Origin of the sequence: Burkholderia sp. ABCPW 11 (assembly GCF_001523445.1) — a bacterium.
Taxonomy (GTDB): domain Bacteria; phylum Pseudomonadota; class Gammaproteobacteria; order Burkholderiales; family Burkholderiaceae; genus Burkholderia.
The window spans coordinates 171,538-185,649 of the sequence record NZ_LOVM01000025.1; the positions used below are offsets into that span (position 1 = coordinate 171,538).

A 14,112-nucleotide genomic window follows, 5' to 3' on the forward strand; every position below is an offset into this window, starting at 1 on the left:
CACGCCTCGTCCATGTCGCGAAGGATTCAGTTCGTTGAACGAGCCGGCAGCGCGGCCGATGCTTGCGTACCGGCTGCGGCTTCATCCGCCGACCACCCGCCGCCCAGCGCGGCGATCAACCCCACCGCCGCCAGTTGCCGGCGCGTGTCCAGCTCCAGCATCGCGACCTTCGTATCCAGCTCGGTGGCCTGCGCCGTCACCACGTCGAGATAGCTGACGACGCCGTCCCGATAGCGCGACATCGACAGCTGCAACGTGCGTTCGGCCGCGTCGAGCGCCTCCTGCTCGCGCTCGGCTTCGTCGCCGAGGTGGTGCGCGAGTGCGAGGTTGTCTTCCACTTGGCGGCACGCGTCGAGCACCACTGCGCGGTATTTCGCGCCGTTCTCGGCCAACTGTGCGCGCGCCTGGTCGGTGAGCGCCTGGCGCCGGCCGCCGTCGAACAGCGTCAGCGCGAGGCTGGGCCCGATCGACCAGATCTCGTTCGGCGCGCTGAGCCAGTGACCGAGGCCCGAGCTCTGGTAGCCGCCGACCAGCCCGAGCGTGATGTCGGGGAAGAACGCCGCGCGTACCACGCCGATCTTCGCGTTGGCGGCGGCCATGCGCCGTTCGGCGGCCGCCACGTCGGGACGCCGCTGCAGCAGCGTCGCGGGAATGCCGGGCGGGATCGTCGGCAGATACGCCACGTTCAGGTTCGGCGTCAGCGAGAACGACGACGCCGGCACGCCCGCGAGCGTCGCGATCGAGTGTTCGTAGAGCGCGCGCCGCGCGCGTACGTCCTCGGCCGACGCGCGGGCCGAATCGAGTTGCGTTCGCGCGCGCGAGACGTCGAGGTCGGACGCGATGCCGCCTGCGTGCCGGCTCATCGTCAGGCGCAGCGCGCGCTGGTAGGTGTCGATCGTGTCGGTCAGCAGCCGTTGTTGCTGATCGAGCCCGCGCAGGCTGAAGTACGCGCTGGCGAGGCTCGCCTGCAGGCTCAGCCGCACCGACGCGAGATCGTCGGCGCTGGCCTGGGCGTCGGCGCGCCCGGCCGCGACCTCGTTGCGGACTTTCCCCCACAAGTCGAGGTCGTAGTCGAAGCCGGCGTCGAGCGTGTTGGCGCCATAGACGTTCGGCTGGTTCGAGCCGCGCAGCGGCCGCGTGGCCGATTGACGGTTGCTCGAGACCTGCGCGCCGAGGCCGATGGTCGGGAACAGCCCCGAGCGCGCCTGATCGAACAGCGCGGCCGCCTCGTCGTGGCGGGCCACGGCCGCGGCCACGTCGGGGTTGGCCACGCTTACCTGCGCTTCGAGCCGGTCGAGCACGGGATCGCGGAACGCCTTCCACCAGCCGTCGCGCGCGATGCGGTCGGCCGGCTTCGCGGCCTGCCAGCCGTCCGCTTCCTTGAAGCTGGCCGGCAGCGCCGTCTGCGGCGCACGATAGGCGGGCGCGAACGAGCACGCGGACAGAAACGCGACGCCGGCGAGCAGCGCGCTGAGCCGAAGCGGGTTAGCCATGCGCACGCTCCGTATCGCGCGCGGCCGACGCGATGGCGCGGGCCGGCGCCGCGAGCCTGACCGGGTCGCCGGCCGAGAGCGAGTCGGGCGGGTTGTCGATCACGCGATCGTCCGGTGCGAGGCCGGTCGCGATCTGCACGTGCGTACCGAGGTCGGTCGCGATCGTCACGGGTTTGAACACCGCGCGATTGTCCTTGCCGACCACGGCGACCTGGAGGCCGGCCTGACGGAAGATCAACGAGCTGGCCGGAATCGTCAACGCATGGGTGCTGCCGGCCGGCAGCGCGAAATGCACTTCGGTGTATTCGCCGGGAATCAGCTTGCCTGCAGGGTTGTCGACCATCAACTGCACGAGCAGTGTGCCGGTCGAATCGGCGATCGAGTCGTCGGTGTCGGCGAGCGTCGCACGGAAGGTCTCGCCCGGATGTTCCGGCACGGTCAGCGTGGCCGTCATGCCGGGCCGGATCGCGGCGGCCTCGCTCTGCGGCACGCTCACGTAGACGCGCATCCGGTGGACGTCGGACACGGCAAACAGCTCCGGGCCGGCGCCGCCGCCGGCCGAGATCAACTGGCCGATGTCGGTCTTGCGCGCGGTGACGACGCCGTCGAATGGCGCGACGATGCGCTTGAACGCCTCGAGCGCGTCGAGGCGTCGCACGTTGGCCTCGTTGGCGGCGACGATCGCCTGCTTGGCCGCGAGGTCGCTGGTCTTCTCGTCGGTTTCCTGCTGCGACACCGAATCCTGCGCGAGCATCCTGGTCCAGCGCGCAGCCGTGGACGCGGCAAGCTTCTCGTTGGCGAGCGCGCTCTGCAGGTCGGCGCGCGCCTGCTGCAGTTGCTGGTCGAGTTCGGGCGTATCGATCAGCCCGAGCAACTGCCCCGACTTCACGTGTGCGCCGATATCGGCGTACCACGCATGCAGGTAGCCCGACACCTGCGCGTGGATCGGCGCGCTTTCGAACGCGGACAGGTGGCCGGGCAGCACGAGCGTTGCGCCGTCTCCGCCGGTCGATGGCGTGTACGCGACCACGGTCGGCACCGCTCGTTCGGCGGACCACCGGGTCATTTCCTGTTTCGCGTGCGCGCGGCCGACGATGCCGGTCGCCACGATGCCGACCGCGATCAGCGCGGTGATCGTGGCGACGAGCTTGAGGTTGGGCAGCCGTTTCGGCGACTTGATATCGATCTCAGTGGACATGGGAAGCTCCGGACGCGGAAGGGGAGGAAGCGCGGGGCGCGTCGTGCTTCAGCGCGTCGCGCCGATGCACGAGGCTGAACACGACGGGCACGAAGAACAGTGTCGCGATCGTCGCGCACGCGAGGCCGCCGATCACGGCGCGGCCGAGCGGCGCGTTCTGCTCGCCGCCGTCGCCGAGGCCGAGCGCCATCGGCGCCATGCCGATGATCATCGCGAGCGCGGTCATCAGCACCGGGCGGAAACGCGTGAAACCGGCTTCGAGCGCGGAGGCGAGCGCATTGCCCGTTTCCGCCAGGTGCTCGCGCGCGAAACTGACGACGAGGATCGAGTTGGCGGTGGCCACGCCCATGCACAGGATCGCGCCGGTCAGCGCCGGCACCGACAGCGGCGTATGCGTGGTGAACAACATCCACACGATGCCGGCCAGCGCCGCCGGCAGCGCCGAGACGATCACGAATGCGTCGGCCCACGAGTGGAAGTTCACGACGATCAGCAGGTAGATCAGCACGATCGCGCCCACGAGGCCGAGCAGCAGGCCGGCGAACGCGCCGTTCATGGTCTGCACCTGGCCGCGCAGCGTGACGGTCGAGCCCTTGGGCACATCCTTCGCGGTGGCCTTGACGATATCGTCGATGTCGGCCGCGACCGCGCCGAGGTCGCGCCCCTGGGTGGTCGCGTAGATGTCGAACAGCGGTTCGATGTTGTAGTGCGACACCACCGCGTTGCCGACACCCCGCGTGATCGTGGCCAGGCCGCCCAGCAGCTGGGACTGGCCGTTCGCGCCGGTGACCGGCAGGTTCTGCAGCGCCGACAGCGTGGTCATCCTGTACTGCGGCGTTTGCGCGACGATCGGATAGGACATGCCGTTGCGCGGGTTGAGCCAGTAGGTCGGGTCGACCTGGCTGGTGCCGGCGAGCGTCGCGACCACCGAGTTCGTCACGTCCTGCTCGGTGATACCGAGCTGGTCGGCGCGCGTGCGGTCGACCGTCACCGTGAACTGCGGATAGGTGCTGGCCTGCTGGATGCGTGGGTCGGCGACCCCCGCGATCAGGCGCAGCTTGCGGTACAGCTCGCGCGCATAAGCGAGGTTGGCCTGCTGGTTGGGGCCGGCCACCTGCAGGTCGACCGGGGCCGGTGCGCCGAAGTTGAGGATCTGACTGACGATGTCGGCGGGCAGGAACGAGAACGTGGTGCCCGGATAGGCGCGCGGCAGGCGTTCGCGCAGCGTGCGCACGTAGTCGGCGGTCGGCGCGTGATCGCGCGACAGCGAGATCAGGATGTCGCCGTCCTGCGGCCCGAGCGTGCCGCTGTTGTTGTAGGTCAGGTTGATCCCGCTGTTCGGCAAGCCGATGTTGTCGATCACTTCGCGCAATTGCGCGGGCGGGATGACGCTACGAATCGTGTTTTCGATGCGGTCGAGCTCGGCGGCGGTTTCCTCGACACGCGTGCCGACCGGCGCGCGCACGTGCAGCGCGATCTCGCCGGAATCGATGGTCGGGAAGAAATTGCGGCCGAGCGACGGTGCGAGCAGGAAGGACGCGGCCACGATGCAGAGGAAGGCGGAGACGAACGGCTTGCGGCGCGTGAGCGCGAGGCCCAGCAGGATCCGGTACGACGCGCGCACGGACTCGAAGCGGCGCTCGAACGCACGCTGGAACCGCACCAGCGGATTGCGCGACGGCGGGACGTCGTGCGCGCCGGTGTGGCCCGCGTGCGGGTCCATCACCGCGGCCAGTTCGCCCGACGCGTGACCGGCCGACGCATGCGGCTTGAGCAGATATTGCGCGAGCATCGGCACGAAGGTGCGCGACAGCACGAACGACGACACCATCGAGAAGATCACCGCCTTGGCCATCGGCACGAACAGAAAGCGCGAGATGCCGTCGAGCATCAGCATCGGCACGAACACGATGCAGATGCACATCAGCGAGACGAGCGCCGGCATCACGATCTGTTTCGCGCCGTCGACGATCGCGGTGCGCGTGTCCTTGCCCTGTTCGAGGTGCCAGTTCACGTTCTCGATCGTCACCGTTGCATCGTCGACGAGGATCCCGACCGCGAGCGCGAGGCCGCCGAGCGTCATCACGTTCAGCGTTTCGCCGGTGGCCGCGAGCAGCGCGATCGCAGAGAGCACGGCCAGCGGGATCGACGCGGCGATGATCAGCGTCGAGCGCCACGAGCCGAGGAACAGCAGGATCATCAGCGAGGTCAGCGCGGCCGCGATGATGCCTTCGCGCGCCACGCCGCTGACGGCGCCGTTCACGAAGGTCGACTGGTCGCCCATCGTGACGAGCTTCAGGCCCGGCGGCAGCGTCTGTTCGACGAGCGGCAGCTTCGCCTTCACGCCCGCGATGATGTCGAGCGTCGATGCCGAGCCGTTCTTCAGGATGCTCATCAACACCGCGCGGTGGCCGTCCACGCGCACGATGTTGCCCTGCGGCGGGTAGCCGTCGCGCACGTGTGCGACGTCGCGGATGTAAATCGTCGTGCCGCCGACCGACTTGATCGGCAGGTCGTTCAACGCGTCGAGCGCGAGCGGGCTGTTGTTGAGCTTGATGTTGTATTCGAAGCGGCCGATCTTCTGCGTGCCGGCCGGGATGATCTGATTCTGCTGCGCGAGCGCGTGCGCGACGTCCTGCGCCGACAGCCCTTTCGATTGCAGCGCCTGCGGGTCGAGGTCGATCTGGACTTCGCGCGTCTTGCCGCCGTACGGCGTCGGAATCGCGACGCCCGGCACCGACAGCAACTGCGGCCGAATGAAGTTGACCGCGTAATCGCCCAGCTTCTGTTCGTCGAGCGTGTCGCTGGTCAGCGCGATCTGCAGCACGGGCACGGTCGACGCGTTGTAGTTGAGGATCTGCGGCGGCGTGGTGCCGGGCGGCATCTGCTTGAGCACGGTCTGCGAGATCGAGGTGACCTGCGCGGTCGCCGTGCGGATATCGACGGTCGGCTGGAAGAAGATCTTCACGATGCCGTAGCCGCGGAACGATTGCGACTCGATATGCTGGACGTCGTTGACCGTCGTGCCGAGCGTGCGCTCGTAGTAGGTGATCACGCGCCCGGACATGTCGTCCGGCTGCAATCCGGCGTAGTTCCAGACGACGCTGATCACCGGGATGCGGATGTCCGGGAAGATGTCGATCGGCGTGCGGACTGCAGCGAGCGGGCCCGCGATCAGGATCAGCAGCGCCAGTACGACGAACGTATAGGGCCGCGTGAGCGCGAGCCGGACAATTTTCAGCATGAGATGCTGCTCCGTTCAAAAGCGTCGTGAAGAAGAGCCGGATGTGCGCGCCTTCGGGAAAACACCGATGCGCATCCGACGACCGCATTCTGCGGAGCAGCCCCTAACAACGGGTCGCAAAAAAGATGAAACAAGTTTTAAGTAGCGGGCGGGTTGATTCAACCGAGCATATAGCCCGAGCCTCGGATCGTGCGGATCAGCGGCGCCGCGCCTGGCCGGTTCACCTTCTTGCGCAGGCGGCCGATGTGCACGTCGATCAGGTTCGTACCGGGATCGAAGCGGCAGCCCCACACGGCCTCGAAGATCATCGTGCGCGTGAGCACGCGGCCGGCGTTGCGCATCATGAATTCGAGTACGCGGGACTCGGTCGGCAGCAGCGCGAGCTCGCGCGCGCCCAACGTGGCGCGTCGCCGCACCAGATCGAGCGCCAGCTCGCCGGCGCGCAGCACCGTCTCGACGTGCGTGCCGCGCGGCCGCCGGCGAATCAGCACGTCGATGCGCGCGCACATTTCTTCGAGCGAGAACGGCTTGACGAGGTAGTCGTCGCCGCCTGCGCGCAGCCCCTGGATACGCTGGTCGACGTCGGCCATCGAACTCATCACGAGTACCGGCGTATCGAGGCCGACGCCTCGCATCGTTGCGAGGATCGTCAGCCCGTCGAGGTCGGGCAGCATGCGATCGAGCGTGACGACGTCGTAGTTCGCGCTCATCGCCCGGGCCATGCCGTCGCGGCCGGTGCGCGCGATGTCGATCCGGTGGCCTTCGGCACGCAGCGTGTGCGCGATGTGATCCGCGATCAGCGGATCGTCTTCGATCGTCAGGATGTGAGCCATGGCGTACGCGATCGGCGGAATCAGGCCGCGGCAAGCTGCATGGCCGTGCGCTCGGGCGTGCGATAGTGATCGACCGCGTAGTCGATGAAGCTGCGCACTTTCGTGGACAGATAATTGCGGCTCGGGTAGAGGATCGATACGCAGCGCGGCCCGCCGTTCACGTCGTAGCGTTCGAGAATCGGCACCAAGGCGCCGCGTGCGAGATCGTCGGCAACGAGCGGATGCGGCAATTGCGCGATGCCCATGTGATTGAGCGCCGCGATCCGCACCATCGTGTTGCTGGTCGACGCCAGCGCATTGCCGGTATCGATGCGAGAGCACCCGTTGACGTCCGAGAACGCCCAGTTGCGCGCGGCGCCATTCGACACGGTCAGCAGGCAGTGCGTATTCAGTTCGGCCGGCTCGACGGGCGTGCCGTGGCGCGCGAGGTAGTCGGGAGAAGCGACGATCACGTCGCGAACGATCGTCAAGGTGCGCGACACGAAGGTCGAGTTGACGAGGCGGTGATCGTCGCAGAAGCATACGTCGTAGCCGCCTTCCACCATGTCGACCTGGATATCGAAGGTCGTCACGTCGAATCGCACGCGCGGATGCGCGAGGCGATACGTGGAAAGCAGTGCGCCCAGCCCGGCCGCAACCGAGGTTGCCGATGCGGCGATGCGCAGCGTACCGTGCGGGTCGCGATTGACCTGCGCGAGATTCGATTCGATCTCGTCGAGCTTCTCGATGATCGCGCGGCAGCCGTCGAGATATTCGCGGCCCGTCTCGGTGAGCGACAGGCTGCGCGTGGTCCGGTTCAACAGGCGCATGTTCAGATGTGCCTCGAGCATGCCGACGCTGCGCGTGACCGCGGCGGCCGACATGCCGAGCTGACGTGCGGCGAGGCTGAAGCTCGATAATTCGACCACACGCGTGAACACACGCATCGCTTGCAGTTGGTTCATGATCGGCGAGGAATGGATTTGCCGGAAATACGGGTGGCGCGTCCGTCTTCAGCGGGCTACGTCGACGCATCGCGCGGCGCCTGCCGGGGCGGGCAGCGAATTCATTATGGAAGGCACGCGGGTGCGGGACGCTAAAAAAACAGTGCTGGCCGGATGAAATTTCGTTTAGAAAGCGGCGGAGCGTCGACAGACGACGGCGCGGCGCATTTTCTAAAAGATTTCTAAAAAAAGATTCATGCGCGGATCACGAATCTTCAGGCGGCAGACGTGTACCGAGATCGATAATGGGATCACGTAACCGCGGCAAGGACCACAGAAATGGCACAACCGTTGAGCATCAAGATGATCGAAGAGCACGGCAAGCTCGTCGTGTTGATGTCGATCGAGCGGGGCGCGGCAGTGCTCGATCCGGAAGACGTGGACGCAGTCATCCAGTACTTGAGCCTGTTGCGCGCGTCGATGCGGCCCGCGGTGCCGGAACGTCCGCCGCACGCGCAGCAATTCGTGACGGAGATGGATCCTTGCTGGTATGCCGAGCGCCATCCGCTGGAGGGCGGCGCGGTGCTGTTGCTGCGTCATAGTGGGCTTGGCTGGGCAGGCTTCGCACTACCGCCGCGCAGCCTCGAGCGGTTGCATGGTTCGCTGACGCAGTTGCTCGAGGACGAGCAGCAAGCGATTAGCCTGCCTCACTGAATGTGCATCGTGAACGCGCGGGCATTCGGCGCGTCGCCACGGACCGGTTCGGCAGCAGCCCGTGCGTGAACGCCGCCGTCCGGCGCGGGCGCGCACCACGCACTATCCGCGCCCGACGAACGGCATCGCGGTCGCCATGATCGTCATGTTGAGGATGTTCGCGTCGAGCGGCAGATTCGCCATCTGGACGACCGCATTCGCGACATGCGCGACGTCCATCCGCGCCTCGGGCGCGAGGCTGCCGTCCGCTTGCGGGACGCCTTGCGTCATCCGTTCGGTGAGCGCGGTGGCCGCGTTGCCGATGTCGATCTGGCCGCACGCGATGTTGTACCGGCGGCCGTCCAGCGCGAGCGACTTCGTGATCCCGGTGACCGCGTGCTTGGTGGCCGTGTACGCGATCGTATCGGGGCGCGGCGCGTGTGCCGAGATCGAGCCGTTGTTGATGATTCGGCCGCCCTGCGGCGTCTGCGTTTTCATCAGCCGCCACGCGGCCCGCGCACACAGAAAGACGCCGGTCAGGTTCGTCGCGACGACGCTGTTCCACACGTCGAGTTCGTATTCGTCGAGGGAAACGACCGGGGCGTTGCGGCCGGCATTGTTGAACAGTACATCGAGCCGGCCGAACCGTTGCGCGACCTGCGCGAACGCGTGATCGACCGAAGCTTCGTCGGTGACGTCGACGGGAAACACGTCGGCGTCGCCGCCGCTGGCGCGGATGGCATCCTGCGTGTCGCGCAGCGACGCCTCCGTGCGTCCGAGCAGCGCGACGGTGAAGCCGGCCCGGGCGAGCGCGATGGCCGCGGCGCGACCGATGCCGGAGCCGGCGCCCGTGACGGCGGCGAATTTCTTCGAGTCAGACATGGCGGGAAACCCTGCGGGTTGAGTGACGGGAGAGGTGGCCGGTCGATGCCGTCGCCACTTCGGCACTGTAGTCGAAATGCGCGATGCCCGGATTCGGGCGACATCGTGAAACGTGCTCGACGAGACGGCGGCGGCGACCATTTCTTCCGCCCGGGCGCGGCTTTCCTGCCGCGCCCGCCGGCCGTCACTTCACGCACTCCAGCGCATACTTCAACCCCTGCCCGAGCAATCCGCGCCAGACGTCCCACGTATGCCCGCCGTCGACGATGCGCAGCTCGGCCGGGTTTTGCGCACGGCGCAGATGCGTGTACAGCACGCTCGATTCCGCCTGGATCGTGAGGTCGTCGTCGCCGGCCGCGATGAACATCGGCACGCGCCAGTTGCGCGCGAAATAGCCGCGCAGCAGCGCCGGATAGTTCAGCTCGTGCCACACGCGCGAATCGAACTGCCGGTCGCCGAACACGCCGACGTAGCGCGCGGCGGAATTGAGCGGCGGCTCGTTCGCATAGATCGCGGGGCTCAGCAGCATCGCGCCGCAGAACAGGCCCGGCTCGAGCAGCGAGAAGCGCAGTGCGCCGAAGCCGCCCATCGACACGCCGCCGATCGCGCGGCCCGCGCGCTGGTTCGACACCGCGAAGTGCGCTTCGACTTCGGGCAGCAGGTCGTTGAGGAACGCGCTCTGCATTTTCTCCTTGCGGTCGACGTACCAGTCGGTGCCGCCCTGCGGCATCACGATCACGACGGGCGGGATGTCGTGGCGCTCGATCAGCGTATCGGCGGTGGCCTGCAGCCGGCCCTGCGTGATCCAGTCGTTCGCGTTGCCCGCGTTGCCGTGCAGCAGGTACATCACCGGGTAGCGGGCGCCTTCCGCGTTGTAGCCGGGCGGCAGGTAGACCGTGTACGACCAGTCGCGCTTCAGCGACGCCGAGCGGAACGTGCGCAGCACGACGCTGCTGCCCGGATTGACGGACGGCTCCGGCGCGGAGGACGGCGTCGTCGCGGTCTGGACGGCCGGCGGCGCGGTCGATACGGCCGGAGCAGGCGCCGCCGGCGGCGCGGCATGGGCGGTGGCGATGGCGCCGGCGAGCAGGGCGATGGCGAACGGAAGGGCGAGTCGGCGCATGGCGAATCGTTTCAGGAGAGGCGCCGGCTATCGTAGCAGCGGCGCATGACGGCGCGGCGCGTCATTGCCGCGAACGGAACGACAGCCGCGCGACGAGCGGCCCGTAGAGCTTGGCGACGAGATACAGCAGGCCCATCGCGACGGCGTCGGCGGTCAGGCCCAGCGGCACGTCGAGATAGCCTTCGGTCGCCTGGTAGAGCAGCGAATCGACCGCGAGCGAGATGCCGGTGCCCGCGACGAAGCACAGCAGCCCCTGCCGGCCGATCGTGCCGATCCACGGCATCGCGTGCGCGACCTTCTTCATCCAGCCGAGGTGCACGAGCTTGGCGGCGAGCCACGCGATCGCGAGGAAGTTCACGAGCCGCAGCACGCCGAGGTTCTGCTTGATCGACGGATCGGTGGGGAACGGCTCGATGCGCAGCCGGTAGTACGCGCCGGCCGCGACGATCGCGAGCGACGCGGCCGTCAGCAGCCAGCCTTGCGGCCGGGGCGAGAGCGTCTGGTAGACGGGCTGGCAGCGTGCGATCACGCCGAGCACGAACAGGAATTGCCACGCGAACGGATTGAAATCCCACGGCGCGCCTTCGACGGTCGGCAGGAAGCGCGCGACGTGCGGCGCCGCGTACCACAGCGATCCGCTGAACGCGAGCATCAGCCATGGCTGCGTGCGCGCGAGCGGCAGCGCGAGCGGGACGAGCAGCGCGAAGAACGCGTACATCGGCAGCACCGACGCAAGATACGGCTGGCGGCGGAACAGCAGGATGTCGCGCAGCGCGGCGAGCGGCTTGTGCAGCAGCCCGTCGAGATCGTTGGTCGGCATGTTCGGGCCGTCGATCGCGAACGCATTCAGCACGGCCGTGATCAGCAGCATCAGGCCGGCCGTCACGAGGAACGCGCGGTAGATCTCGAATGCACGCCGGATGAAACGCTGGCGCGCGGCGGCCTCGTCGTGCCGCTCGGCGAGCGAGTTGTACGCAATGGCGGTTGCAAAGCCGCCGAGGAACACGAATACCTCGGCCGCATCGCACAGCGCGTACGCGTGCAGCGTGACGCGCGACAGAATGCTGCCGCCGATGTGGTCGACGACGATGACGAGCAGCACGAGGCCGCGGAAGAAATCGAGCTCGGCGTAGCGGCCGGCGCGGGCCGGCGCGGTCATCGGCGCGCCTTCCGGCGCGGGCCGCGGGCACGGCCGGCGCGCGCCGCGCATGAATCGGGGTGAAGCATGACTTCGTGAAGAAATGACGAACGGATGCGCATTGTGCCACCGATGCGACGCCCATCGGGTTTACGCGGATGGCCTGCCTGTCTGCCGCTGCCGATAAGCCCGGTCAGGCTATCCGCGCAACGGGGCAGTTGGACGAGCGCAACGCTTTGCGCGCGACGACCCGCACCCGATGGACGGCAGGTTTGCGTCGTGACACCATTTTGTCCTCACGCGGCCGCACACCGCGTCGTCCGCCCTGCGGGCCACCCATACACAGACCAAACATTCGCCGGGCGTTCGGCCTGCCCGGCCCTCGGCTCCGGAGATCCGTCATGAGGAAGCACGTCATTTTTGCCGCCGCGCTCGCTGCATTCGCCGCGCCGGCCTTTGCCGAGAGCAGCGTGACGCTGTACGGCGTGATCGACGAAGGCTTCAATTACACGAACAACGTCAACGTCAATGGGGTCGGAAAGACGAATTACCAGCTCGCGAGCGGCTATGCGCAGGGCAGCCGGTGGGGCTTGAAGGGCAGCGAGGATCTCGGCGGCGGGCTGAAGGCGATCTTCACGCTGGAAAACGGGTTCGACGTGAACAACGGCCGGCTCGGCCAGGGCGGCCGCATGTTCGGCCGTCAGGCGTTCGTCGGGCTTTCCGAGTCGCGCTTCGGCACGCTGACGCTCGGCCGCCAGTACGATTCCGTCGTGGACTATCTCGCGCCGCTGACCGCGAACGGCAACTGGGGCGGCACGCTGTTCTCGCACCCGTTCGACAACGACAACACGGACAACTCGTTCCGCGTCAACAACACGGTCAAGTACGCGAGCCCCGACTGGAACGGCCTGACGTTCGGCGGCACGTACAGCTTCAGCAACGGCACCGGTTTCTCGAACAACCGCCAGTACAGCATCGGCGCGCAGTATTCGCTGGCCGGGCTGCAGGTCGCGGCCGCGTACCTGCAGGCGAACAACCCGGGCGTCGGCAGCGCGGGCGCGATCGCGGCCGACGACGCGAACTTCGTCGCCGATCGGCTGCGCATCTTCGGCGGCGGCGTCAACTACACGTTCGGCCCGGCCACGGTCGGCATCGTCTATACGAAGACCGACGTGAAGAATCCCGTGTCGACGGTCTACCTGCCGGCGTCGACGTTCGCCGGCCTCGGGCTGACCGCGACCAAGTTCCAGAACTTCGAGATCAACGGCAAGTACCAGCTCACGTCCGATTTCTACCTCGGCGCGCAGTACGTGTACACGGACGGCAAATACGATGCCGCGGCCGGCTCGTTCAAGCCGAAGTACCACACGGTCGGCCTGATGGCCGACTACAGCCTGTCGAAGCGCACCGACGTGTACCTGCAGGGCGCGTGGCAGAAAGTGGGCGGCGACAAGACGGGCACGGCGGCCGACGGCGGCTATGTCGTCGGGACCGACGGCCCGTCGGCGTCGTCGAACCAGTTCTCGGTGCGCGCCGCGATCCGCCACAAGTTCTGACCGGGCGGCGGCGCCGGGGCCGGGGCGAAGGGCCAGCCCCGGCACGGCCGCCGTCAATCCGCGCGGCCGCCGAGCGTCTCCGCGAGCCAGTCGACGAAGATCCGCACGCGCGGCGCGAGATGCCGGCCGTACGGAAACACTACCGACACGGGCAGCGGCCCGGCATTCCATTCCGGCAGCACCTCGACCAGCGAACCGTCGGCGAGCAGCGGCGCGAGCCCGTCGCGCGGCGCCTGGATCAGCCCGAGGCCCGCGACGCAGCACGCAAGATACGCCTGCGAGCTGTTGACCGACACGACGCTGCGCATCTTCACCGTGTGCATCTCGCCCGAATCCATGTCCGCATATTCCCAGTCCAGCTCGCGCCCCGTCCGGGTCGAGAAATAGCCGACCGCGACGTGGTCCGGCAGCTCGTCCGGCGAGCGCGGCGTGCCGTGGCGCGCGAGATAGGCGGGCGACGCGCAGTTGATCTGGGCCATCTCGCCGACGCGCCGCGCGACGAGCGACGTGTCGGACAGCACGCCGACCCGCACCGCGCAGTCGATGCCGTCCGCGACGAGATCGACGAAGCGATCGGTCGTGCTGATCGCGACGCGCAGATCGGGGTAGCGCGCGTGAAAATCCGGCAGCGCCGGAATCACCCGGTTCAGCGCGAAACGTTCGGGCAGGTCGACGCGGATCACGCCGCGCGGCGACGCACCGGCATCCTCGAACAGCGTTTCCGCATCGTCGAGATCGGCCAGCAACTGCACGCAGCGCTCGTAATAGGTCGCGCCCTCGGCGGTCAGCGCGACGCGCCGCGTCGTGCGTTGCAACAGGCGGATCTTCAGGTGCTTTTCCAGATACTGGACGGCGTTGCTGACCGTCGGGCGCGGCAATTGGAGTTGCTCGGCCGCTTTCGTGAAGCTGCCGAGATGGGCGACGCGCGCGAAGATGCGCATTGCTTGCAGGTGGTCCATGCGGGCGAGGGCCTCGGCGGGAAAGGGAAAGGCTCCATTGTTAATCAGCGTCGAATGGTTTGGTGGAGCG

General features: G+C 67.7%; 11 protein-coding genes. 2 read left to right on the forward strand and 9 right to left on the reverse strand.

The window, feature by feature from the left end; all coding sequences use genetic code 11:
* Positions 1-26: 26 nt before the first annotated feature.
* From WS61_RS09830 to WS61_RS09850, 5 genes are all read right to left on the reverse strand, one after another.
* Entirely contained in the window at positions 27-1,493 is a 1,467-nt protein-coding gene (locus tag WS61_RS09830) for an efflux transporter outer membrane subunit (RefSeq protein ID WP_059500285.1), read from the reverse strand.
* On the reverse strand, positions 1,486-2,691 hold the full coding sequence (locus tag WS61_RS09835) for an efflux RND transporter periplasmic adaptor subunit (RefSeq protein WP_059500286.1): 1,206 nt from the start codon (positions 2,689-2,691) through the stop codon (positions 1,486-1,488). Before WS61_RS09835 ends, WS61_RS09830 begins: the two co-directional genes overlap by 8 nt.
* A complete protein-coding gene (locus tag WS61_RS09840; RefSeq protein WP_059500287.1) occupies positions 2,681-5,935 on the reverse strand; it encodes an efflux RND transporter permease subunit in 3,255 nt (1,084 codons plus the stop codon). The genes WS61_RS09835 and WS61_RS09840 overlap by 11 nt, the downstream gene beginning before the upstream one ends.
* Before the next feature lie 158 nt (positions 5,936-6,093).
* Positions 6,094-6,768, reverse strand: coding sequence for a response regulator transcription factor (locus tag WS61_RS09845; protein WP_059500288.1), 675 nt, complete (start codon positions 6,766-6,768; stop codon positions 6,094-6,096).
* 20 nt (positions 6,769-6,788) lie between these two features.
* Positions 6,789-7,712, reverse strand: a complete 924-nt coding sequence (locus WS61_RS09850; protein WP_059500289.1) for a LysR family transcriptional regulator — start codon at positions 7,710-7,712, stop codon at positions 6,789-6,791.
* A gap of 318 nt (positions 7,713-8,030) precedes the next feature.
* Between WS61_RS09850 and WS61_RS09855 the strand changes: the two genes are divergently transcribed.
* The gene (locus WS61_RS09855; RefSeq protein WP_059500290.1) at positions 8,031-8,405 is read left to right on the forward strand and encodes a hypothetical protein; all 375 of its coding nucleotides are present in this window, start codon (positions 8,031-8,033) and stop codon (positions 8,403-8,405) included.
* A 102-nt stretch (positions 8,406-8,507) separates the two neighbouring features.
* On the opposite strand, the gene WS61_RS09860 is transcribed toward WS61_RS09855, so the two are convergent.
* The 3 genes from WS61_RS09860 to WS61_RS09870 form a co-directional block, all read right to left on the reverse strand.
* Positions 8,508-9,266, reverse strand: a complete 759-nt coding sequence (locus tag WS61_RS09860) for an SDR family oxidoreductase (RefSeq protein WP_059500291.1) — start codon at positions 9,264-9,266, stop codon at positions 8,508-8,510.
* A 184-nt stretch (positions 9,267-9,450) separates the two neighbouring features.
* Positions 9,451-10,389, reverse strand: coding sequence for an esterase family protein (locus WS61_RS09865; RefSeq protein WP_059500292.1), 939 nt, complete (start codon positions 10,387-10,389; stop codon positions 9,451-9,453).
* A gap of 61 nt (positions 10,390-10,450) precedes the next feature.
* Positions 10,451-11,548 (reverse strand): OpgC domain-containing protein, encoded by a 1,098-nt coding sequence (locus WS61_RS09870; RefSeq protein ID WP_059500368.1) that lies wholly within the window; start codon positions 11,546-11,548, stop codon positions 10,451-10,453.
* A gap of 380 nt (positions 11,549-11,928) precedes the next feature.
* On the opposite strand from WS61_RS09870, the gene WS61_RS09875 reads away from it, so the two are divergent.
* Complete coding sequence (locus tag WS61_RS09875) at positions 11,929-13,083, forward strand: porin (protein ID WP_059500293.1); 1,155 nt, start codon at positions 11,929-11,931, stop codon at positions 13,081-13,083.
* Between the two features lie 53 nt (positions 13,084-13,136).
* Here the strand turns inward: WS61_RS09875 and WS61_RS09880 are convergent, their stop codons facing one another.
* A complete protein-coding gene (locus WS61_RS09880) occupies positions 13,137-14,042 on the reverse strand; it encodes a LysR family transcriptional regulator (RefSeq protein ID WP_059500294.1) in 906 nt (301 codons plus the stop codon).
* Positions 14,043-14,112: the final 70 nt, after the last annotated feature.